The organism is Klebsiella sp. CN_Kp100 (assembly GCF_040065315.1).
Classification (GTDB): domain Bacteria; phylum Pseudomonadota; class Gammaproteobacteria; order Enterobacterales; family Enterobacteriaceae; genus Klebsiella; species Klebsiella oxytoca.
In genome coordinates this window covers 12950-34932 of record NZ_JBEAIJ010000001.1, presented here as the reverse complement: position 1 = coordinate 34932, position 21983 = coordinate 12950, and the positions used below count along the sequence as shown (strand labels likewise).

19 protein-coding genes and 1 other RNA gene are annotated in these 21983 nt (G+C 56.4%); 9 read left to right on the top strand and 11 right to left on the bottom strand.

Features of this window, described 5'->3' with window-relative positions; genetic code table 11:
• Positions 1-132: 132 nt before the first annotated feature.
• Positions 133-444, bottom strand: coding sequence for a N(4)-acetylcytidine aminohydrolase (gene yqfB / locus ABLV12_RS00170; RefSeq protein WP_224313978.1), 312 nt, complete (start codon positions 442-444; stop codon positions 133-135).
• A 50-nt stretch (positions 445-494) separates the two neighbouring features.
• Between yqfB and ABLV12_RS00165 the strand changes: the two genes are divergently transcribed.
• From ABLV12_RS00165 to ABLV12_RS00155, 3 genes are all read left to right on the top strand, one after another.
• Complete coding sequence (locus ABLV12_RS00165; protein WP_064352017.1) at positions 495-1223, top strand: MurR/RpiR family transcriptional regulator; 729 nt, start codon at positions 495-497, stop codon at positions 1221-1223.
• Positions 1224-1343: 120 nt separating this feature from the next.
• On the top strand, positions 1344-2777 hold the full coding sequence (locus ABLV12_RS00160) for a 6-phospho-beta-glucosidase (RefSeq protein WP_049128113.1): 1434 nt from the start codon (positions 1344-1346) through the stop codon (positions 2775-2777).
• 188 nt (positions 2778-2965) lie between these two features.
• Positions 2966-3457 (top strand): protein disulfide oxidoreductase, encoded by a 492-nt coding sequence (locus ABLV12_RS00155; RefSeq protein WP_348866702.1) that lies wholly within the window; start codon positions 2966-2968, stop codon positions 3455-3457.
• Positions 3458-3566: 109 nt separating this feature from the next.
• Here ABLV12_RS00155 and ABLV12_RS00150 read toward each other — a convergent pair whose 3' ends face one another.
• The 8 genes from ABLV12_RS00150 to ABLV12_RS00115 form a co-directional block, all read right to left on the bottom strand.
• Positions 3567-4310, bottom strand: coding sequence for an SDR family oxidoreductase (locus tag ABLV12_RS00150; RefSeq protein ID WP_348866701.1), 744 nt, complete (start codon positions 4308-4310; stop codon positions 3567-3569).
• Between the two features lie 60 nt (positions 4311-4370).
• The gene (gene gcvP / locus ABLV12_RS00145) at positions 4371-7244 is read right to left on the bottom strand and encodes an aminomethyl-transferring glycine dehydrogenase (protein ID WP_004105583.1); all 2874 of its coding nucleotides are present in this window, start codon (positions 7242-7244) and stop codon (positions 4371-4373) included.
• Positions 7245-7388: 144 nt separating this feature from the next.
• Complete coding sequence (gcvH, locus tag ABLV12_RS00140; RefSeq protein ID WP_004105585.1) at positions 7389-7778, bottom strand: glycine cleavage system protein GcvH; 390 nt, start codon at positions 7776-7778, stop codon at positions 7389-7391.
• Between the two features lie 22 nt (positions 7779-7800).
• Positions 7801-8895: a glycine cleavage system aminomethyltransferase GcvT gene (gene gcvT, locus ABLV12_RS00135; RefSeq protein ID WP_348866700.1), complete on the bottom strand. Its 1095-nt coding sequence runs from the start codon at positions 8893-8895 to the stop codon at positions 7801-7803.
• A 420-nt stretch (positions 8896-9315) separates the two neighbouring features.
• Positions 9316-10518 (bottom strand): FAD-dependent 2-octaprenylphenol hydroxylase, encoded by a 1203-nt coding sequence (gene ubiI / locus ABLV12_RS00130; RefSeq protein ID WP_064372035.1) that lies wholly within the window; start codon positions 10516-10518, stop codon positions 9316-9318.
• A gap of 10 nt (positions 10519-10528) precedes the next feature.
• Positions 10529-11707, bottom strand: a complete 1179-nt coding sequence (ubiH, locus tag ABLV12_RS00125) for a 2-octaprenyl-6-methoxyphenyl hydroxylase (protein WP_064397242.1) — start codon at positions 11705-11707, stop codon at positions 10529-10531.
• The gene (pepP, locus tag ABLV12_RS00120; RefSeq protein WP_004105594.1) at positions 11704-13020 is read right to left on the bottom strand and encodes a Xaa-Pro aminopeptidase; all 1317 of its coding nucleotides are present in this window, start codon (positions 13018-13020) and stop codon (positions 11704-11706) included. The genes ubiH and pepP overlap by 4 nt, the downstream gene beginning before the upstream one ends.
• A 28-nt stretch (positions 13021-13048) precedes the next feature.
• Positions 13049-13627 (bottom strand): YecA family protein, encoded by a 579-nt coding sequence (locus ABLV12_RS00115; RefSeq protein WP_016809851.1) that lies wholly within the window; start codon positions 13625-13627, stop codon positions 13049-13051.
• 165 nt (positions 13628-13792) lie between these two features.
• Here ABLV12_RS00115 and zapA point away from each other — a divergent pair, with 165 nt between their 5' ends.
• The 3 genes from zapA (at position 13793) to ABLV12_RS00100 (ending at position 15044) form a co-directional block, all read left to right on the top strand.
• A complete protein-coding gene (gene zapA / locus ABLV12_RS00110) occupies positions 13793-14122 on the top strand; it encodes a cell division protein ZapA (RefSeq protein ID WP_004105598.1) in 330 nt (109 codons plus the stop codon).
• Between the two features lie 41 nt (positions 14123-14163).
• Positions 14164-14347: non-coding RNA, 6S RNA (ssrS, locus tag ABLV12_RS00105), on the top strand.
• A 100-nt stretch (positions 14348-14447) separates the two neighbouring features.
• Positions 14448-15044 (top strand): 5-formyltetrahydrofolate cyclo-ligase, encoded by a 597-nt coding sequence (locus ABLV12_RS00100; RefSeq protein WP_016809852.1) that lies wholly within the window; start codon positions 14448-14450, stop codon positions 15042-15044.
• 377 nt (positions 15045-15421) lie between these two features.
• Here the strand turns inward: ABLV12_RS00100 and serA are convergent, their stop codons facing one another.
• Positions 15422-16654: a phosphoglycerate dehydrogenase gene (gene serA, locus ABLV12_RS00095; RefSeq protein ID WP_004115297.1), complete on the bottom strand. Its 1233-nt coding sequence runs from the start codon at positions 16652-16654 to the stop codon at positions 15422-15424.
• 269 nt (positions 16655-16923) lie between these two features.
• Entirely contained in the window at positions 16924-17583 is a 660-nt protein-coding gene (rpiA, locus tag ABLV12_RS00090) for a ribose-5-phosphate isomerase RpiA (protein WP_004105606.1), read from the bottom strand.
• A gap of 169 nt (positions 17584-17752) precedes the next feature.
• Between rpiA and argP the strand changes: the two genes are divergently transcribed.
• The 3 genes from argP to meaB all read left to right on the top strand — a co-directional run bounded on the left by argP (position 17753) and on the right by meaB (position 21977).
• Positions 17753-18646, top strand: coding sequence for a DNA-binding transcriptional regulator ArgP (argP, locus tag ABLV12_RS00085; protein ID WP_004105608.1), 894 nt, complete (start codon positions 17753-17755; stop codon positions 18644-18646).
• 198 nt (positions 18647-18844) lie between these two features.
• Positions 18845-20989 carry a methylmalonyl-CoA mutase gene (scpA, locus tag ABLV12_RS00080; RefSeq protein WP_004115300.1) on the top strand — a complete coding sequence of 715 codons (2145 nt, stop codon included), beginning with the start codon at positions 18845-18847 and terminating at the stop codon, positions 20987-20989.
• On the top strand, positions 20982-21977 hold the full coding sequence (gene meaB / locus ABLV12_RS00075; protein ID WP_348866699.1) for a methylmalonyl Co-A mutase-associated GTPase MeaB: 996 nt from the start codon (positions 20982-20984) through the stop codon (positions 21975-21977). The genes scpA and meaB overlap by 8 nt, the downstream gene beginning before the upstream one ends.
• The last annotated feature ends 6 nt before the right edge of the window (positions 21978-21983 follow it).

Sequence of the window (21983 nt, the reverse complement as noted above, 5' to 3'; positions counted from 1 at the left end):
ATGCACACTTAGGTTAACTGAGAATGATTCCAGTGAACACCTGTTCGCTAAAATAAAAAGGTGAATATTTATGAACAGTATAAAATCAAAAGCTTACATAAAAATTTCAACTAACAGACGTTCACTATTTTATTAAAGCTTTTCGAATTCAATAACATAAAACTGCTTTTCTTCAGGATAGATCTCCGCAATCACCTCACGCAGCTGCGCCATCGTCATGTTTTCCTGCTGCGCATGCAGTTCGGTCAGCGTATCCAGCGTTACCGTTGAGGTGGCCACCACGCGAATAGTGCAAAAATAGCCGTCATCTTCATAGCGGCCAACGCGCAGCACATCGCCCATTTTAAAGTGCGATTCAGCAGCATCGCGGATGGTAATCGTTTTGCGTCCGGCGAGAATGTCGTCCTGAAAACGCTGAAAAAAGGTTATGTCATTTGGCTGCATGATATCATTCCGTCCTGGTCATTATGAATTGTGAGTTTGCCACTGTGAGTATCTTCTCCCACGCCGCTATCGCCAGTCTCAATAATCTTGAGATGATGGTCTATCACTACGTCATTAAAAATCGCGACAAAGTGATGTACATGACCATCCGCGAGCTGGCGGAAGCGGCCGGAGTCTCCACGACTACCGTTCTGCGCTTCTGCCGCAAGCTGCAGTGCGAAGGCTACTCGGAGTTTCGCGTACGCTTTAAATTATATCTGGAGCAGAATGAGCCTCAACAGGCAAATATCGGCGCCAGCGAAATAATGAGCTTTTTTAAAAGCATCAATAACGATGAATTTGACCAACTGCTCGAGCAGGCGGTTGATATTATACTCGCTTCGGAAAGAATTATTTTCGTCGGCGCCGGCACCTCCGGCGCGCTGGCAAAATATGGCGCACGTTTCTTTTCTAACGTCGGAAAATTCAGCAATCATATCGACGATCCTTATTTTCCGGTGACCAATGATATGGCGCGTAATGCTCTGGCTATTGTGCTGTCGGTCTCCGGTGAAACCGAAGAAATCCTGCGCTTTGCCAGCCAGTTCAGCCTGCATCGCTGTAAAGTGATGTCCATCACCAGCCACGAGCACTCGCGGCTGGCAAAGCTCGCCGACTTCAATCTCTCCTGGCACGTTCCGCAAACGCGCATCGGCGGCGTCTACGATATTACCACGCAGATCCCGGTTATTTATATTCTGGAAACGCTGGGCCGTAAATTAGCGCGCAAACTCGTCTGAAAATAACAGGGTGTTTTTCCGATGTAACAAATTCCATTTCAGGCAAATTGTTATATCGTGACATTTATATTCCCTTTGTTAGACTCGCAGCCAACAGCCATTATGACGAGATGAGCAAAGATGAAAAAAATCCCTTTACCAAAAGACTTTTTATGGGGCGGTGCGGTCGCCGCACATCAGGTTGAAGGCGGCTGGAATAAAGACGGCAAAGGCCCGAGCATCTGCGACGTGCTAACCGGCGGCGCGCACGGCGTACCGCGTGAGATAACCCAGCAGGTCGAGCCGGGTAAATACTACCCCAACCACGAAGCCATCGACTTCCACGGCCGCTATAAAGAAGACATCAAGCTGTTCGCCGAGATGGGCTTCAAGTGCTTCCGTACTTCCATCGCCTGGACGCGCATCTTTCCGCAAGGCGACGAAACCCAGCCAAATGAAGAAGGGCTAAAATTTTACGATGACATGTTCGATGAACTGCTGAAGTACAACATCGAGCCGGTTATCACCCTCTCCCACTTTGAGATGCCGCTGCATCTTGTTCAGCAGTACGGCGGCTGGACCAACCGCAAAGTGGTCGAATTCTTTGTGCGTTTTGCCGAAACGGTCTTCGAGCGCTATAAGCACAAAGTGAAATACTGGATGACCTTCAACGAGATCAACAACCAGCGTAACTGGCGCGCGCCGCTGTTTGGCTACTGCTGCTCCGGCGTAGTCTATACCGAACATGAAAACCCGGAAGAGACCATGTACCAGGTGCTGCATCATCAATTCGTCGCCAGCGCGCTGGCGGTGAAAGCGGCGCGTCAAATCAACCCGGAAATGCAGGTTGGCTGCATGCTGGCGATGGTTCCTCTCTATCCGTACTCCTGTAAGCCGGAAGATGTGATGTTTGCGCAGGAATCGATGCGTGAACGCTACGTCTTTACCGACGTACAGCTGCGCGGCTACTACCCGAGCTACGTCCTGAACGAGTGGGAACGCCGCGGTTTCAATATCAAAATGGATGAAGGCGATGCGCAAATCCTGCGTGAAGGCACCTGTGCGTATCTCGGTTTCAGCTACTACATGACCAACGCGGTGAGAGCGGAAGGCGGCACCGGCGACGCAATTTCCGGCTTTGAAGGCAGCGTGCCCAATCCGCATGTCAAAGCCTCCGACTGGGGATGGCAAATTGACCCGGTTGGCCTGCGCTATGCGCTGTGCGAACTGTATGAACGCTATCAGAAACCGCTGTTCATCGTCGAAAACGGCTTTGGCGCGTACGATAAAGTAGAAGAAGACGGCAGCATCAACGACGACTACCGCATCGACTATCTTCGCGCTCACGTTGAAGAGATGATCAAAGCGGTGACCTACGATGGCGTTGAACTCATGGGCTACACCCCGTGGGGCTGCATCGACTGCGTCTCCTTCACAACCGGTCAGTACAGCAAGCGCTACGGCTTCATCTACGTCAACAAGCATGACGACGGCACCGGGGATATGTCCCGCTCGCGCAAAAAGAGCTTTAACTGGTACAAAGAGGTTATCGCCAGCAACGGCGAGAAACTGTAATCATCTTGCCCCTTCCCCTAGGGAGGGGCAAAACTTCCCACAAAACAGACACTTCTTTACAGCATTAGCGTTGCTTACGCGCCCTCAACCGATAAGATAAACCGCAACAATCGTTGAGCTGCTGACGTTTACTCAGTGAATCAACGCCGCACGCTGCCGGCCGTTACGGCGCATTACAATGTAGAAAAATGATGCTTAAAGTCTTCAGACAGCTCCTGACATGGATCCTGATTGTTGCCGCCGTCAGTCTGACGGTGGATTATCTACGCAGGCCCGCGCTGCCGCAGAATTTCTCCAGCATGCCGCTGCAAACGCTTGATGGCCGAACGGTCGATCTGGCGGCAATGAGCCAGGAGCGTCCCTTATTGCTATACATCTGGGCAACCTGGTGCAGCGTATGCCGCTATACCACCCCGTCGGTGGCTGCTTTAGCCGACGATGGCGGTAATGTTATGACGGTAGCGTTACGTTCGGGCGATAACGCCACCCTGGCGCGCTGGCTGGCGCATAAAAAAATAGCGCTGCCGACGATCAATGACGCCAGCGGTCAGCTATCCCAAGGGTGGGAGGTACAGGTCACGCCGACCCTTATCGTTATCTCGCGCGGCGAGGTGAAGCCAGTCACCACCGGCTGGACCAGCAACTGGGGAATGCGCCTGCGGCTATGGCTGGCGTCATAGCGTATTTCCCTGCTCGCGCTGCGCTTAGCAGGGCTACCCGTTCGCTGCGATATACCGATTTTGTTCCCTGGGCAAGGCGTTAGCCGCGCCCCGGGAAATGGATTGCCTGCTATCTCCCGCCCGCCAGCTCGAGGAAGCTGCCGGTAACGTAGGAGGCCTTATCACTCAGTAGCCAGACGATCGCCTGCGCCACCTCTTCCGGCTGCCCGCCGCGCTGCATGGGCAGCATCGACTTGACGCGATTCACGCGTCCCGGCTCGCCGCCGCTGGCGTGCATATCGGTATAGATTAATCCGGGGCGCACGCCGTTAACCCGAATGCCCTGCGCCGCGACCTCCAGCGACAATCCGGTGGTCAGGGAATCAACCGCGCCTTTTGAAGCGGCATAATCCACGTACTCTCCCGGCGCCCCGAGGCGCGATGCTGCGGATGAAACATTCACAATCGCCCCACCTTTACCGCCATGCTTGTGCGACATCCGCTTTACCGCCTCCCGGCAGCAAAGGAAGTAGCCGGTAACATTGGTGGCCAGCACCCGGTTAATTCGCTCGGCGCAAAGGCTTTCAATCGTCCCCTGGGTAAATAAAATCCCGGCGTTATTGACCAGCGCGGAAAGCGGTTCACCGAGGCGGTCGATAGCGACGAACATCTCCATCACCTGTGCTTCATCGCTGACGTCCGCCCGGAGCGCAACGGCGTTGCCGCCGCAGGCGCGAATCTCATTCACCACGTCGGTCGCGGCAGCGCTATTCTGATGGTAATTCACTACCACGGTATAGCCTTCCTGCGCCAGCAGCAGCGCCGTTGCTTTACCTATTCCGCGGCTACCGCCCGTCACCAATGCTATCGTCATACCATTCTCCCAAAAAATAAAGGCGCCGCAGCGCCTTTAAAAAATAGCCTAATCAGCAGATTACTGATATTCGCTCATCGGTACGCAGGAGCAGAACAGATTGCGGTCGCCGTAAACATCGTCCAGACGCTTAACGGTCGGCCAGTATTTATTGTTCAGCCCGGCCGGGAACACCGCCAGTTCACGAGCGTACGGATGGTTCCACTCGCTCACCAGTTCACCCTGAGTATGCGGCGCATTCACCAGCGGGTTATCCTCCAGCGGCCACTCGCCGGCTTTCACGCGGTCGATCTCGCCGCGAATCGCCAGCATCGCATCGATAAAGCGGTCCAGCTCCACTTTGCTTTCCGATTCGGTCGGTTCCACCATCAGCGTGCCGGCGACCGGGAAGGACATGGTAGGGGCGTGGAAACCATAATCGATCAGTCTCTTAGCGATATCCAGCTCGCTGATGCCGGTCTCTTCTTTCAGCGGACGAATATCCAGAATGCATTCGTGCGCCACGCGACCGTCACGGCCGGTATACAGCACCGGGAACGCGTTTTTCAGACGGGTAGCAATGTAGTTGGCGTTCAGAATCGCCATCTGGCTTGCCTGTTTTAGCCCTTCTGCGCCCATCATCCGGATATACATCCAGCTGATCGGCAGAATGGAGGCGCTGCCGAACGGCGCGGCGGAAACTGCGCCCTGACGGGTCAGCATGCCTTCAATTTGCACCACGCTGTGGCCCGGTACAAACGGCGCCAGGTGCGATTTGACGCCGATAGGTCCCATCCCCGGACCGCCGCCGCCGTGCGGAATGCAGAAGGTTTTATGCAGGTTAAGGTGCGAGACGTCCGCGCCGATAAAGCCTGGAGAGGTAATACCGACCTGGGCGTTCATGTTCGCGCCGTCAAGGTAAACCTGGCCGCCAAACTGATGCACCACTTCGCACACTTCGCGGATGGTCTCTTCGTAGACGCCGTGGGTGGAAGGATAGGTGACCATAATGCACGAGAGGTTCGCCGCATACTGCTCGGCTTTGGCCCGCAGATCCGCCAGGTCGATATTGCCGTTTTTATCGCAGGCGACCACCACCACCTGCATCCCCGCCATCTGCGCGGAAGCCGGGTTGGTACCGTGTGCGGAGCTTGGGATCAGGCAAATATCGCGATGCCCTTCGTTACGGCTCTCGTGGTAATGGCGAATCGCCAGCAGGCCCGCGTATTCACCCTGCGCGCCGGAGTTCGGCTGCATGCATACCGCATCATAGCCGGTCAGCTTAACTAACCAGTCGGAGAGCTGAGCGATCATCTGGTGATAGCCTTCGGCCTGATCGACCGGGCAGAACGGATGCAGTTCGGCAAATTCCGGCCAGGTGATAGGGATCATCTCGGCGGCGGCATTCAGCTTCATCGTGCAGGAGCCCAGCGGGATCATCGCCTGGTTCAGCGCCAGATCCTTACGCTCCAGCGCGTGCATATAGCGCATCATCTCGGTTTCGCTGTGATAGCGGTTGAACACCGGATGAGTGAGGATCGCATCGTCGCGCAGCATGCTAGCCGGGATTGAACGGCTGTCCAGGGCCACATCTTTATCCAAAGCGTCGATATCCAGGCCACGATCGTCGCCAACGATAGCGCGGAACAGGTTCAGAACGTCTTCACGAGTGGTGGCTTCGTCGAGCGTGATCCCGACGGCGTGATGAATATCGCTACGCAGGTTGATCTGTAGCGCTTCCGCCCGCGCCAGCACAGCCGCTTTATCAGCCACTTCCACGCACAGGGTGTCAAAGTAGTGCGCATGGCGGAGCTTGAGGCCTTTTTTCTGCAGACCTGCGGCCAGAATATCGGTCAGGCGATGAATGCGGCTGGCGATACGCTTCAGGCCGGCCGGGCCGTGGAACACGGCGTACAGGCTGGCAATATTAGCCAGCAGTACCTGGGAGGTACAGATATTGGAGTTCGCTTTCTCGCGGCGGATATGCTGCTCGCGGGTCTGCATCGCCATGCGGAGCGCGGTATTGCCCGCCGCATCTTTCGATACGCCGATAATACGGCCCGGCATGGAACGTTTGAATTCATCTTTTGCGGCAAAAAACGCCGCGTGCGGGCCGCCGTAGCCCATAGGTACGCCGAAGCGCTGGGCGGAGCCAAACACAATGTCCGCGCCCTGCTTGCCCGGAGCTGTCAGCAGAACCAGCGCCATAAAATCGGCTGCGACGCTGACAATCACTTTGCGCGCTTTCAGATCAGCAATCAGTTTGCTGTAATCATGAACCTCGCCGGTCGTCCCTACCTGCTGCAGCAGCACGCCGAAGACGTCCTGATGGTCGAGGGCTTTCTCGGCATCATCGACAATCACATCGAAACCGAAAGTTTCTGCGCGGGTACGTACCACGTCCAGCGTCTGCGGATGAACATCGGCGGCAACAAAGAAACGGTTAGCGTTTTTCAGTTTGCTCACGCGTTTGGCCATTGCCATCGCTTCCGCGGCGGCAGTGGCTTCGTCCAGCAGCGAGGCCGAAGCAATATCCAGACCGGTCAGGTCGAGCGTCACCTGCTGAAAGTTCAGCAGTGATTCCAGGCGACCCTGGGAAACCTCCGGCTGATAAGGCGTGTAGGCGGTATACCAGCCCGGGTTCTCCAGCATATTGCGCTGAATAACCGGAGGCAGCTGCACGGCGGTGTAACCCATGCCAATGTACGACTTGAAGCGCTTGTTACGACCGGCAATCGCCTTCAGCTCCGCCAGCGCGGCGAATTCTGTGGTTGCTTCGCCCACCTGCGGCGGCGTCGCCAGCTGAATATCCTGCGGCACAATCTGGCCAATCAGGTCGTTAAGCGAATCGGCGCCAACGGTATTCAGCATCTCCTGCTGCTGTCGGGCGTCCGGGCCGATGTGACGTTCAATAAAGGCGTCACGGTTTTCAAGCTGGCCTAAAGTCTGGGTCATGAGCGATGGTTCCTGAACGTGCGGTGAATCGTGATTGTCTGACTGGTTTGCCCGGCGAGCACTGATGCTTACCGGGCCAGAATATGCAAAATCATTCGCGTTGCAGGAAGCCAACGCCACTGCTACGTGAAGGAAGATGCGTATTTATTCGTCTTCTAACAGAGCTTCGTATGCGGTCGCATCCAGCAGCGCGGCAACCTGAGCTTCATCGCTGGCTTTAATTTTAAAAATCCAGCCGCCGGTGTACGGCTCGCTGTTGACCAGCTCAGGTGAGTCGTTCAGCTCTTCATTGACGGCAACGATTTCGCCGCTAATTGGCGCGTAGATATCGGAAGCCGCCTTGACGGATTCGGCCACCGCGCAGTCGGCGCCCGCTTCAACGGCGGCGCCCACTTCAGGCAGGTCAACGAAAACCATATCGCCAAGCAGCTCCTGCGCGTGCTCGGTGATTCCGACGGTATAGGTACCGTCCGCTTCTTTACGCAGCCATTCGTGTTCTTTGCTGTATTTCAGTTCTGCTGGTACGTTGCTCATTAATTCATCTCCAAATGGGAAATCACACCACGGCTTTGCCGTTGCGTACAAAAACGGGTTTCGTCACTTTGACCGGCATTTCGCGGTTGCGAATCTGCACCACGGCGGTTTCACCGATGCCTTCCGGTACGCGCGCCAGGGCAATACTGTAGCCCAGCGTCGGGGAGAAGGTCCCGCTGGTGATAATGCCTTCTTTCTGATTGCCCTCGGCATCGCTGAAGCGTACCGGCAGGCCGCCGCGCAGAACGCCTTTCTCGGTCATCACCAGACCGACCAGCTGTTCGGTGCCTTTTTCACGCTGGAGTTCCAGCGCCTCACGCCCGATAAAGTCACGGTCAGCAGGCTCCCAGGCAATGGTCCAGCCCATGTTAGCCGCCAGCGGAGAGACGCCTTCGTCTATCTCCTGGCCATAAAGATTCATTCCCGCTTCCAGACGCAGCGTATCGCGCGCGCCAAGGCCGCACGGCTTAACGCCCGCGTCCAGCAGGCCGCGCCAGAAATCCACCGCCTGCTCGTTCGGCAGCGCGATTTCATAACCCGCTTCGCCGGTATAGCCGGTGGTTGCAATAAACAGATCGCCCGCCTGCACGCCAAAGAAAGGCTTCATGCCTTCTACAGCCTGGCGCTGCGCGTCGGTAAACAGCGTCGCCGCTTTCTCTTTTGCCTTTGGACCTTGTACAGCGATCAGGGAAAGATCGTCACGCACGGTCATTTCAAGACCATAGGATTCAGACTGCTGGGTGATCCAGGCGAGGTCTTTTTCACGGGTGGCGGAGTTAACAACGAGGCGGAAATAATCTTCAGAAAGGAAATAAACAATCAGGTCGTCAATGACGCCGCCAGAGGCGGTCAGCATGCCGCTATAGAGCGCTTTGCCCGGGACGGTGAGCTTCGCCACGTCGTTAGCCAGCAAATAGCGCAGGAACTCGCGAATTCGGCTGCCGTGAAAATCAACGATGGTCATGTGCGACACATCGAACATTCCGGCATCACCGCGCACCGCATGGTGCTCATCGATCTGGGATCCGTAATGCAGCGGCATCATCCAGCCATGGAAATCCACCATGCGCGCGCCGCATAGCGTGTGTTGTTCAAACAACGGAGTCTGTTGAGCCATCTTTTCCTCATCGAATAAAACGGAACCAGCCACTATTTTTGCCAATATTGCGCCACGAAACGCGCCGCCAGCATCGCAAACGGATGCCGACGCAAACGTTCTCTTTGGCCTGAACTTACCACCGATATCCGCACTAAACCATAAGCCCGGTCAGGACATCACATTAGCTTATGACCAAAATCATCCGAAGAGGCTACAGAATTTTTACCTACAAAAAAGCGATTAAGCCCGCACAAAAACAAACAACAGCGTTAAAAAAGCAGAGAATGATGATATTTTCTGCGAAAAGATGAGCCTAATTTCTATAACAAAAAAAAGGTGACATTAATAAAACTAATGCGAAAAAAGAGGTGAAATTAGATTATTTCAAATGAGAGGGAAAACCCGGCGCGCAGGCCGGGAAAGAGAAGTGTGACGTACTTAACGTAACCAGGCCGGGAGATCGTTTAGCCCCATTGCTTGTCGAATAAGCTGCGGCTTCACGCCAGGGAGAGTATCCGCCAGCTTGAGTCCAATATCGCGCAGCAGCTTTTTCGCCGGATGGCTGCCGGAGAACATGTCGCGGAAGCCCTGCATCCCCGCGAGCATCACCGCAGCGCTGTGCTTGCGGCTGCGCTCATAGCGACGCAGATAGAGATGCTGGCCGATGTCCTTGCCCTGCGCATGCAGGCGCTTCAGCTCATCAATCAGTTCGGCGGCATCCATAAAGCCAAGATTAACGCCCTGCCCCGCCAGCGGATGAATGGTATGGGCGGCATCGCCAACCAGCGCCAGACGGTGGGCGGCAAACTGCCGCGCGTAGCGGCCGGTGAGCGGAAAAACCTGACGTTCGCTCTCTACGGAACACAAACCCAGACGGTTATCGAAGGCAATATTCAGCGCCTGATTAAAAGCGGCCTCGTCTGCCTGCCGCATTCGTTCCGCCTCTTCAGGAGACAACGACCAGACAATAGAACAGAGATGAGGATCGCTTAACGGCAGGAACGCCAGAATACCATCGCCGTGAAATACCTGACGCGCCACCGCTTCGTGCGGCTCTTCGGTGCGAATAGTGGCAACCAGCGCATGATGTTGATAATCCCAAAAGGTCAGCGGGATATCGGCTTTATTACGCAACCACGAATTGGCGCCATCGGCGCCAACCACCAGCCGGGCGGTTAACATGCTGCCGTCCTGCAGGCTAAGAAAGGCCTCATTCTCGCCCCACGCGACCTGCTGCAGCTGCGCCGGGGCCAGTAGCGTGACGTCAGCACAGCGCTGCGCTTTTTGCCACAGAGCATGATGCACCACGGCGTTTTCAATAATATGCCCAAGGTGGCTAAAGCCCATGCTCTGGTCATCAAAGCTGATACGGCCAAAACTGTCTTTGTCCCACACTTCCATACCGTGGTAGCAGCTGGCGCGCCGGGCGACTATGTCCTCCCAGACGCCCAGTTTATTCAGCAGCTTCTCGCTGGCGGCATTAATTGCCGACACCCGCAGCGCCGGCGGCGCATCCGCGCTTAACGGCTGCGGCGCGGCCTGCTCCAGCACGGCGACGCGCAATCCACTGCCCTGCAAACCACAGGCAACCGCCAGCCCCACCATTCCACCGCCAACAATAGCGACATCAACACTTTGCACGTTTCACTCCTTAACGGGGGACCCAACCGAGGGTACGCTGCGCCAGCGCATCGCGCGCCGGGGTAAATAATTCCATCGCCATCAGGCCTGCGTTGCGCCCCGCCACCAGCGGCGCCCAGCGATTAGCGAACAGATGCACCAGCCCATCGGTCACACCGACGGTGGCGGCTTTATCTGCGGCGCGGCGGGCCTGATAGCGACTCAGTAGCGAATAGCCACCCGGATCCTCTCCTTCGGCATGCGTCTGCGCCAGCATTTCCGCCAGGCTCATCACGTCGCGCAGGCCAAGGTTAAAACCCTGTCCGGCAATAGGATGCAGCGTTTGCGCCGCATTGCCGACCAGCGCCAGACGATGGGCAATGGTGCGGGTAGCTCGGGTGAGCGAGAGCGGATACGCGCTGCGCTTGCCTGCCTGGACGATCCGGCCAAGACGCCAGCCGAATGCCTGCTGAAGTTCATGACAGAAGCGTTCGTCCGACCAGCTCAGGACCTCTTCTTGCCGCGACTGCGGATGACACCACACCAGGGAGCAGCGGCCCTGAGACATGGGCAGCATCGCCAGCGGACCGTGTTGGGTAAAACGCTCGAAGGCGCGCCCGTTGTGCGGCACAGCGGTACTGACGTTGGCAATAATCGCCAGCTGTTCATAGGGCTCTTGCTGCCAGCTGATACCGCAGCGGGCCCCGAGCGTTGAGCGCGAGCCATCGGCCGCGACCAGGAGTTTGCCACTCAGCGTATTACCGTTGTCCAGAACCAGGCTTACGCTCTCTTCGCGGCGGCTAACATTTTCCACTTTTGCCGGACAGTGTAGCGTCACGCCCGGCGCTTTACGCAGCTGGGCAAACAAGCGTTGGCCGACGTCGTGCAGCTCAACCACCTGACCCAGCGCCGCCAGCCCATAGTCCTTAGCCTCGAGCGTCACAAACCCCGCGTGACCGCGATCGCTGACGTGAACGCGCTGAATAGCCGTGGCGCGGTCGGCAATTTCCTGCCAGATATCAACGCGAGCCAGCTGCTGACAGGTGCCGGCAGCAAGTGCGATTGCCCGGGCGTCAAAGCCCGGATGCCGGGCAGATTCCGGCGCTGTTGCTTCAATCAGGTGCACCGGCAGCTTACCGCCGGTCAGACGAGATATTGCCAGCGCCAGCGTCGCGCCGGTCATTCCGCCGCCAGCGATCAGTACGCTCATAGCTGGCGCGCCGCCGCCATCAGCGCCTCGATATCATCCGCTTTTTTCACTACGCCAGCGGTGAGGTTTTCATTACCGTCTTCGGTAATGACGATGTCGTCTTCAATACGAATGCCGATGCCGCGGTACTGGGCCGGGACGTCGGCATCCATCGCGATATACAGCCCCGGTTCCACGGTCAGCACCATTCCCGGTTCGAGAATACGCGAGCGGTCGACGTCATAGTTGCCGACATCATGTACGTCGAGCCCCAGCCAGTGGCTCAGGCCATGCATAAAGAAAGGACGATGAGCGTTATTAGCAATTAGCTCATCAATTTCACCTTTCAGGATCCCCAAACGCACCAGGCCGGTAATCATGATCCGCACTACCTGCTGATTAACCTCGTTAATGGAGGTGCCGGGGCGATAAAGCTTCAGCGAGGTTTCCAGAGACTCAAGAACGATATCGTAAATCTCGCGCTGCGCCGGGCTAAACTTGCCGTTTACCGGGAAAGTTCGGGTGATATCGCCCGCATAGCCGCGATATTCGCAGCCTGCGTCAATCAGCACCAGATCGCCATCGCGCAGTTCGCTTTCGTTTTCGGTGTAGTGCAGGATGCAGCCATTTTCGCCGCTGCCCACGATGGTGTTGTAAGAGGGATAGCGCGCGCCGTGACGGTTGAACTCGTGAAGGATCTCGCCTTCCAGATGATATTCAAACATCCCCGGACGGCATTTTTCCATGGCGCGGGTATGCGCAAGGGCGGAGATCTCGCCTGCGCGGCGCATCACCTCCAGCTCTTCCGCCGACTTAAACAGGCGCATCTCATGCACCATCGGCCGCCAGTCAATGACCGAGTTTGGCGCCTGCAGATTCTGCCGCACGCCTTTGCGCAGTTTTTCCAGCGCGTTGAACACGATTTCGTCAGCGTAGGCATATTCGCCCTGCGCAAAATAGATAGCATCGAGGCCGTTAAGGAGCTGGAACAGTTGCTGATTGATTTCACTAAATGCCAGCGCGCGATCGACGCCCAGCTTCTCAGGCGCGGCATCCTGCCCAAGGCGTCGGCCAAACCAGATTTCAGCAGTCAGATCGCGCACGCGGTTAAACAACACGCTGTGGTTATGCGTCTCATCGCTTTTAATCAATACCAGCAGCGCTTCAGGCTCATTAAAACCGGTGAAGTACCAAAAATCGCTGCTCTGGCGGTAGGGATATTCCGAATCTGCGCTGCGTACCGCTTCCGGCGCGGCAAAAATTAACGCGGCGCTGCCTGGCTGCATCTGCGCCAGTAGAGCCTGGCGACGAGAGAGAAATTCCTGCTGAGTCATGACGCCCCCTGAACGATTTAATGATTAATTAGTGTAGCGTCGGTTTTTGCACTTCCGGCGCAGTGGGTTTCTGAAGAGAGAAAGTGTCGTGACACAGCAACGCGGCAACGCGTACGTATTCGATAATCTCTTCCAGAGACATTTCGAGCTCTTCCTGATCCTCGTCTTCGTCATACCCGAGCTGAGCAATATTGCGCAGATCGTCGATGGCTTCACCCGTTTCGTCTTTGACTTTATCCAACTTGGGCTGCGTTACGCCCAGCCCAAGCAGAAAATGGTTCACCCAACCCGCCAGCGCATCGGCGCGATCGAACACGCTCACCTCATCGCCATCCGGGAGGTAGAGCTGGAATAAGAAGCCGTCGTCCTCCAGCGAATCACTGGTGGCGGAATGCATGTTACGCAGCGACTGCGCCAGCTCATGCCCAAAAGCCAGGCCTTCGTTGGTCAGGTCGTGCACCAACGGCTGCCAGCTGCTGTCTTTATTGCCGCCGCACAGGATCCCGCTGATCAGACCGTGCATTTCGGCAGGGGTTAATCCTACCCCTTGTTGGTTCAGTAACTGGTCTACAGCGTTGTAACCAGGCATTTCGTTCTGTATAGACATGCGCATTCGTCATCGTTGGGAGGAATATTCATGATATGCTACCACTTTGGACCCTGGTGAACCAGAATAGGGCTTGTATCTTAGAACCAGGGTAGCTATAGTGTCGCCCCTTCGCAGACCCTCCCAGGGCGTGAAGGCCGCGCAGTCAATCAGCAGGAAGGTGGCATGTCTGCACAACCCGTAGATCTCCAAATTTTTGGCCGTTCACTGCGAGTGAATTGCCCGCCTGAACAAAGGGATGCCCTGAACCAGGCAGCTGACGACCTGAATCAGCGGTTGCAAGATTTAAAAGAACGCACTAGAGTCACAAATACTGAGCAGCTGGTCTTCATCGCCGCGTTGAACATCAGCTATGAGTTGACTCAGGAAAAAGCGAAAACCCGCGACTACGCCGCCAGCATGGAACAGCGTATTCGGATGCTTCAGCAGACCATCGAGCAAGCATTGCTTGAGCAAGGTCGCATAAGCGAAAGACCCGGGCAGAAGTTTGAATAACACTTTGCATTTAACTGTGTTAGAGTAATCGCAAGAACAAAATTTCTCTGAGATGTTTGCAAGCGGGCCAGTCCCCTGAGCCGATATTTCATACCACAAGAATGTGGCGCTCCACGGTTGGTGAGCATGCTCGGTCCGTCCGAGAAGCCTTAAAACTGTGACGACACATTCACCTTGAACCAAGGGTTCAAGGGTTACAGCCTGCGGCGGCATCTCGGAGATTCCCTTCCTTTCGTTTTATCCCCCATAAGTTAATTTTCGGCTTTTACCGTCGTGTATTAGACTACGCCTGTTTGTATCGTTTGCTCACCGATGAGACTCAGGTATGACCCTATTGCCAGATGCCCCCTATACCAGACAGCAAATTCGCCAGCAGATCCGCCAGCGCCGACGCGCGTTAACGCCGGAGCAGCAAACGCAGTTCGCCCTCCAGGCGGCGGACAGAATGATGGCTTATCCGCCGGTTCTGCTCGCGCAGACGGTCGCGGTATTTCTTTCGTTTGATGGCGAGCTGGATACGCTGCCGCTTATTGACCAGCTCTGGCGGGCAGGCAAACGGGTTTATCTCCCCGTGCTTCATCCGTTCAGCCCCGGCAATCTTCTGTTTCTGCACTACCACCCAAGCAGCGAGCTGGTGGTGAATCGTCTGAAAATCCGCGAACCGAAACTCGACGTGCGCGATGTCCTCCCACTTAGCCAGCTGGATGTGCTGGTAACGCCGCTGGTAGCATTTGATGCCGCCGGACAGCGCCTGGGTATGGGCGGCGGATTTTACGACCGGACGCTGCAAAACTGGCGGCAGCATCGTCTGCAGCCGGTGGGCTACGCTCATGATTGCCAGCAGGTCGACGCGCTGCCGACGGAGCAGTGGGATATCCCGCTGCCAGCGGTCATCACGCCGTCAAAAACCTGGCTCTGGTAAAACGTCCGAACAATTGACATTGCTGTTTTTTTCACCTAAATTCCTGGGTAAAGGGTGAGGGAGGCGAACCTCCCTCCTGCATTCTCTCTGTTAATATGCTGGCCAGGCGATGATTAACAGGATAAGCAGCATGATGAAGAGTCTCATCATCGTCCCTTTCCTTTTAGAGCCCCTGCCTCGGTAGGGGCTTTCCCGTTTCAGCCCCACGCTGAGTCTTTATCGTAAATCCCTTTCTTTCAGGCACAACGACATCCGACGGTTTTAATCGCCGTTTGCGGCAAGACTCGCAAAGCGTTTGGGTGGCGACGGGAAATTGCAGAAGGGTCTAGCAGGAGAAAAGGGGCAGGTCGATGACCTGCCCGCTGGCATAAAAGGAGTTAGAACAGCAGACGGGCGCGGATGGTACCAGGAATAGCCTTCATCGCCTGCAGCGCGCTCTGGGCGACATCTTCTTCGGCTTCAATATCAATGACCACGTAGCCCATTTGCGGAGTGGTCTGCAGATACTGCGCCGCAATGTTAATGCCCTGCGCGGCGAAAATCTGGTTAATCGCGGTCAGAACGCCCGGACGGTTTTCATGGATATGCAGCAGACGGCGCCCACCGTGCAGGGGCAGCGACACTTCCGGGAAGTTCACCGCAGAGAGCGTTGAACCATTATCAGAATACTTCGCCAGCTTGCCCGCCACTTCCAGACCGATGTTTTCCTGCGCTTCCTGAGTTGAGCCGCCAATATGCGGGGTCAGGATAACGTTGTCGAACTCACACAGCGGAGAGTTGAACGGATCGCTGTTGGTCGCCGGTTCGGTCGGGAACACGTCGATCGCCGCGCCCGCCAGGTGCTTGCTCGCCAGCGCATCGCACAGCGCCGGAATATCTACCACGGTACCGCGGGAGGCGTTGATCAGCAGCGCACCCGGTTTCATCAGCGCCAGCTCTTCCGCGCCAATCATATTCTTCGTTGAGGCATTTTCCGGCACGTGCAGGCTTACCACATCGCTCATGTTCAACAGATCGGAGAGATGCTGTACCTGAGTCGCGTTACCCAACGGCAGTTTGCTTTCAATATCGTAGAAATAGACGTGCATCCCCAACGATTCGGCAAGAATGCCCAGCTGCGTACCGATGTGACCATAGCCGATAATACCCAGCTTTTTGCCGCGTGCTTCAAAGCTGCCAACCGCCAGCTTGTTCCATACGCCGCGGTGCGCTTTGGCGTTTGCCGCCGGCACGCCGCGTAGCATGAGCAGCAGCTCGCCGATCACCAGCTCCGCAACGGAACGGGTATTAGAGAACGGGGCGTTAAATACCGGAATACCGCGTTTTGCCGCCGCATTTAAGTCAACCTGATTAGTACCGATACAGAAGCAGCCAACCGCAACCAGTTTTTCCGCCGCCGCGAAGATCTCTTCAGTCAGATGAGTACGGGAACGCAGGCCGATGAAATGGGCATCACGAATGGACGCTTTCAGCTCTTCGCTGTCCAGCGCGCCTTTGTGAAATTCGATATTGGTGTAGCCTGCTGCGCGGAGGCTGTCCACCGCTTTTTGATGCACACCTTCAACCAGCAGAAATTTAATTTTGTCTTTTTCCAGTGATACCTTAGCCATTTCCCCGTCCTGTTTTTGTCTTAACTGATGTCGTGCGGAACGAAAGTTCTTCTCAGCAACATATCAAAAAAAACTATTGCGGCAATATGAACGTTTGCGTCGACAACCTGAAGAAATATCAATCAGCGGGAAATAGCAGGACAAAACACCAGAAAGTAAAAGAAAGGTAGATTGTTACTAAGACAAGGCGCATAAATGTGACAGAAGTCACCAAAATAGGCCTGGAGAAAAAATATTTGCGAGGGAGCCATTCGCTCCCTCGGTTCAGACTATTTAGTGATAGTTTTTACACCATCAGCGGTGCCAATCAGCGCGACGTCCGCACCGCGATTCGCAAACAGGCCGACGGTCACGACGCCCGGAATACCGTTAATGGTATTTTCCAGCGCAATAGCGTCCAGGATTTCCAGACCATACACATCGAGGATCACGTTGCCGTTATCGGTCACGACACCCTGGCGGTACTCCGGACGGCCGCCCAGCTTAACCAGCTGACGCGCCACGGCGCTGCGCGCCATCGGGATCACTTCCACCGGCAGCGGGAATTTACCCAGGATGTCCACCTGCTTGGAAGCATCAGCGATACAGATAAATTTGTCAGCGACCGAAGCGATAATCTTCTCGCGCGTCAGCGCCGCGCCGCCGCCTTTAATCATTTGCATATGGCCGTTGATTTCATCAGCGCCGTCGACATAGATGCCAAGACGGTCAACGCTGTTAAGATCAAAAACCGTAATACCGAGGCTTTTCAGTTTTTCAGTAGAGGCATCAGAGCTGGAAACCGCGCCTTCAATCTGACCTTTCATGGTGCCCAGCGCATCAATAAAATGCGCCGCCGTGGAGCCCGTGCCGACCCCAACGATGGTGCCCGGTTGTACATACTGCAATGCCGCCCAGCCTACTGCTTTTTTCAGTTCATCTTGCGTCATGATTATGGTCCGAGATGTGAATTCCTGTGGCGCATTATAGAACATCAGGGGGGTCATTGTCCCTGCGACGGCGATCACACAACGCAGTCGCCATTTTTTCATCTTCATCAAAAACAAATTTATGTCATAGTGCGAGTTAACGAAAAGTATTAGGGGGCACGCCAGAGCAATGAAACGACCGGACTACAGAACACTACAGGCGCTGGACGCGGTAATCAGGGAACGAGGGTTTGAGCGCGCCGCGCAGAAGCTTTGTATTACGCAGTCCGCCGTCTCTCAGCGCATCAAACAGCTGGAAAACATGTTTGGACAACCGCTGCTGGTACGCACCGTACCGCCGCGTCCCACCGAACAGGGGCAAAAGCTGCTGGCCCTGCTGCGCCAGGTTGAACTGCTGGAAGAGGAGTGGCTGGGCGATGAACAAACCGGCTCAACGCCGCTGCTGCTGTCGCTGGCGGTCAACGCCGACAGTCTCGCCACCTGGCTGTTGCCCGCGCTCTCCAGCGTGCTTTCCGACTCCCCTATTCGCCTGAACCTACAGGTGGAGGACGAGACCCGAACCCAGGAACGCCTGCGCCGCGGTGAAGTCGTCGGCGCGGTCAGTATCCAGCCGCAGGCGCTGCCAAGCTGCCTGGTTGATCAGCTCGGCGCCCTCGACTATCTGTTCGTCGCCTCAAAAGAGTTTGCCCAGCGCTATTTCCCCAATGGGGTGACCCGCTCGGCGCTGCTCAAAGCGCCGGTGGTGGCATTCGATCATCTCGATGATATGCACCAGGCCTTTTTACAGCAGAACTTCGATTTGCCGCCGGGCAGCGTTCCCTGCCATATCGTGAACTCTTCGGAAGCCTTTGTGCAGCTAGCCCGCCAGGGGACAACCTGCTGTATGATTCCGCATCTGCAAATTGAGCGAGAGCTGAACAGCGGCGAACTTATTAATCTCACGCCGGGCCTGTTCCAGCGCCGGATGCTCTACTGGCACCGTTTTGCGCCGGAAAGCCGTATGATGCGCCGGGTGACCGATGCGCTGATCGATTATGGCCATAAAGTGTTGAGACAAGATTAAGCCTCCCAGGCAGGTCGGCGCCGTCCGGCCTGCATGACCCACCTTCTTCTATTCATATCTTTGAAATTCATCACAAAATAGAACATTTCATGCGGCAAAAAACGACGCGCTGATGGCTATTTTTTGCTGGCGACAGAGCGGCTTAAAAGGCTCACCGTATTTGCAATACCCTATTTTATTGCGCATACGGAGCACAAAATGTCAGAGTTACGAGAGTGGCAAACGCTCGCCAACAAGGAGCTTAGCCGGCGGGGAAAAACCGTCGATGCTCTGGTAAAACAGACGGCAGAAGGGATTGCCGTTAAACCGCTGTATACCGAAGCCGATATTGATAATCTGGAAGTGACCGGCACCCTGCCCGGCCTGCCGCCTTACGTCCGCGGCCCCCGCGCCACCATGTATACCGCCCAGCCGTGGACCATCCGCCAGTACGCTGGTTTCTCTACCGCGAAAGAGTCCAACGCCTTCTATCGCCGCAACCTCGCTGCCGGGCAGAAAGGGCTTTCCGTCGCCTTCGATCTCGCGACCCATCGGGGCTATGACTCCGACAATCCTCGCGTGGCGGGCGACGTGGGGAAAGCGGGGGTAGCGATCGATACCGTCGAAGATATGAAGATTCTGTTCGATCGCATCCCGCTGGATGAAATGTCCGTGTCGATGACCATGAACGGCGCGGTGCTGCCGGTAATGGCATTTTATATCGTCGCGGCGGAAGAGCAAGGCGTTGCGCCGGAACGGCTCACCGGCACGATCCAGAACGATATTCTGAAAGAGTATCTGTGCCGGAATACCTATATTTACCCGCCGAAGCCCTCAATGCGCATTATTGCCGACATCATCGCCTGGTGTTCGGGCAATATGCCGCGCTTTAATACCATCAGCATCAGCGGCTATCACATGGGCGAAGCCGGAGCCAACTGCGTGCAGCAGGTGGCCTTTACCCTGGCCGACGGTATCGAATACATTAAGGCCGCGCTCTCCGCCGGTCTGAAAATCGATGACTTCGCCCCGCGCCTGTCGTTCTTCTTCGGCATCGGCATGGATCTGTTTATGAACGTCGCGATGCTGCGCGCCGCTCGCTATCTGTGGAGCGAAGCGGTGAGCGGCTTCGGCGCCACCAATCCAAAATCGTTAGCCCTGCGCACCCACTGCCAGACTTCCGGCTGGAGCCTCACCGAGCAGGATCCGTATAACAACGTGATCCGCACCACCATTGAAGCGCTCGGCGCCACGCTCGGCGGCACCCAGTCGCTGCATACTAACGCCTTTGATGAGGCGCTCGGCCTGCCCACCGACTTTTCCGCACGTATCGCGCGTAATACGCAGATCATCATTCAGGAGGAGTCGGAGATCTGCCGCACCGTGGATCCGCTGGGGGGATCGTATTACGTCGAGTCGCTGACCGATCAAATCGTTAAGCAGGCGCGAGCCATTATGCAGCAGATCGACGAAGCGGGAGGGATGGCGAAGGCGATCGAAGCCGGACTGCCGAAACGGATGATCGAAGAGGCCTCCGCCCGCGAGCAATCGCTGATCGACCAGGGCAAGCGCGTCATCGTCGGCGTCAATAAGTACAAGCTGGAAAAAGAAGATGAAACGGCAGTGCTGGAGATCGACAACGTCAAGGTACGCAACGAGCAGATCGCCTCGCTGAAAAAAATACGGGCCAGTCGGGACGATGTGACGGTAAAAGCCGCGCTGAACGCCCTCACCCACGCCGCGCAGCATGATGAAAATCTGCTGGCCGCCGCCATCAACGCCGCCCGCGTGCGCGCTACGCTGGGTGAAATCTCCGACGCACTGGAGGTGGCCTTTGACCGCTATCTGGTGCCCAGCCAGTGCGTCACCGGCGTGATTGCGCAAAGCTACCATCAGTCAGATAAAGCCGCCTGCGAGTTTGACGCCATTGTTGCGCAAACCGAAAAATTCCTCGCGGAACGCGGCCGTCGCCCGCGCATTCTGATCGCCAAAATGGGTCAGGACGGTCACGATCGCGGCGCCAAAGTGATCGCCAGCGCCTATTCCGATCTTGGCTTCGATGTTGACCTGAGCCCGATGTTTTCTACCCCGGAGGAGATCGCCCGCCTCGCCGTGGAGAACGACGTACACGTGGTTGGCGCCTCATCGCTGGCGGCAGGCCACAAAACGCTGATCCCCGAGCTGGTCGATGCGTTGAAAAAATGGGGACGGGAAGATATCTGCGTCATCGCCGGCGGCGTCATTCCGCCGCAGGATTACGCGTTTCTGCAGGCGCGCGGCGTGGCCGCTATTTATGGCCCCGGCACGCCGATGCTGGAGAGCGTACGCGACGTCCTGATGAGGATTAGCCAGCATCATGATTAACTCATCCACCCTGAGCGACGCCATTCGGCGATTACGTTTGGGCGAGCGGGCCACGCTCGCCCAGGCCATGACGCTGGTAGAGAGTCAGCATCCCCGCCACCAGGCGCTGAGCGCCCAGCTGGTCGATGCGATTATGCCCTTCACCGGCAACGCCCTGCGCCTCGGCGTCACCGGCACGCCGGGAGCCGGAAAGAGTACCTTTCTGGAAGCCTTCGGCATGCTGCTGATTCGCCATGGCCTGCGGGTCGCGGTGATAGCGGTCGATCCAAGCAGCCCAATCGGCGGCGGCAGCATTCTTGGCGACAAGACGCGCATGATCGAACTGGCGCGCTCGGACTCGGCATTTATCCGCCCGGTGCCCTCGAGCGGCCATCTGGGCGGCACCAGCCTGCGCACGCGGGAGCTGATACTGCTGTGCGAAGCGGCGGGCTATGACGTGGTCATTGTCGAAACCGTCGGCGTCGGCCAGTCGGAAACGGAGGTCTCCCGCCTGGTGGACTGCTTCATTTCACTGCAGATCGCCGGCGGCGGTGACGATCTGCAGGGCATTAAAAAAGGGATCATGGAGATGGCGGATATCGTGGTTATCAATAAAGATGATGGCGAGAACCGCGCCAGCGTGGCTATCACCCGCCATATGTATGAATCCGCCCTGCATATTCTGCGCCGCAAGCACGCCGCGTGGCAGCCGCGCGTTTTGAGCTGTAGCGCGCTGGAGCAGCGCGGTATCGAAGCCGTCTGGCTCGCTATCCTTAACTTCAAAACCACCCTCACCGACAGCGGCGATCTTGAAAAGCTGCGCCAGCGTCAGGCGCTGGAGTGGCTGCAAAAGCAGACCGAAACCGAGGCGCTGCATCTGCTGTTTGCCCGAGCGGACTTTGATCGCTACTTCCAGCAAACGCTACAGGCGGTGAAAAACAATGGCCTCTCGCCGCGCACCGGCCTGCGGCAGATTAGCGAATTCCTCCAGAATCATTACTTTGCATAAAGGGAT

What these genes read in the sequence shown, in the direction of transcription:
- pepP (WP_004105594.1), bottom strand. Translation starts at nt 13,020, where the DNA reads ATGACTCAGCAGGAATTTCTCTCTCGTCGCCAGGCTCTACTGGCGCAG.
- ABLV12_RS00115 (WP_016809851.1), bottom strand. Translation starts at nt 13,627, where the DNA reads ATGTCTATACAGAACGAAATGCCTGGTTACAACGCTGTAGACCAGTTA.
- serA (WP_004115297.1), bottom strand. Translation starts at nt 16,654, where the DNA reads ATGGCTAAGGTATCACTGGAAAAAGACAAAATTAAATTTCTGCTGGTT.
- scpA (WP_004115300.1), top strand. Translation starts at nt 18,845, where the DNA reads ATGTCAGAGTTACGAGAGTGGCAAACGCTCGCCAACAAGGAGCTTAGC.
- gcvP (WP_004105583.1), bottom strand. Translation starts at nt 7,244, where the DNA reads ATGACCCAGACTTTAGGCCAGCTTGAAAACCGTGACGCCTTTATTGAA.
- ABLV12_RS00150 (WP_348866701.1), bottom strand. Translation starts at nt 4,310, where the DNA reads ATGACGATAGCATTGGTGACGGGCGGTAGCCGCGGAATAGGTAAAGCA.
- argP (WP_004105608.1), top strand. Translation starts at nt 17,753, where the DNA reads ATGAAACGACCGGACTACAGAACACTACAGGCGCTGGACGCGGTAATC.
- ubiH (WP_064397242.1), bottom strand. Translation starts at nt 11,707, where the DNA reads ATGAGCGTACTGATCGCTGGCGGCGGAATGACCGGCGCGACGCTGGCG.
- ABLV12_RS00160 (WP_049128113.1), top strand. Translation starts at nt 1,344, where the DNA reads ATGAAAAAAATCCCTTTACCAAAAGACTTTTTATGGGGCGGTGCGGTC.
- yqfB (WP_224313978.1), bottom strand. Translation starts at nt 444, where the DNA reads ATGCAGCCAAATGACATAACCTTTTTTCAGCGTTTTCAGGACGACATT.
- ABLV12_RS00100 (WP_016809852.1), top strand. Translation starts at nt 14,448, where the DNA reads ATGACCCTATTGCCAGATGCCCCCTATACCAGACAGCAAATTCGCCAG.
- ABLV12_RS00155 (WP_348866702.1), top strand. Translation starts at nt 2,966, where the DNA reads ATGATGCTTAAAGTCTTCAGACAGCTCCTGACATGGATCCTGATTGTT.
- gcvT (WP_348866700.1), bottom strand. Translation starts at nt 8,895, where the DNA reads ATGGCTCAACAGACTCCGTTGTTTGAACAACACACGCTATGCGGCGCG.
- gcvH (WP_004105585.1), bottom strand. Translation starts at nt 7,778, where the DNA reads ATGAGCAACGTACCAGCAGAACTGAAATACAGCAAAGAACACGAATGG.
- meaB (WP_348866699.1), top strand. Translation starts at nt 20,982, where the DNA reads ATGATTAACTCATCCACCCTGAGCGACGCCATTCGGCGATTACGTTTG.
- rpiA (WP_004105606.1), bottom strand. Translation starts at nt 17,583, where the DNA reads ATGACGCAAGATGAACTGAAAAAAGCAGTAGGCTGGGCGGCATTGCAG.
- zapA (WP_004105598.1), top strand. Translation starts at nt 13,793, where the DNA reads ATGTCTGCACAACCCGTAGATCTCCAAATTTTTGGCCGTTCACTGCGA.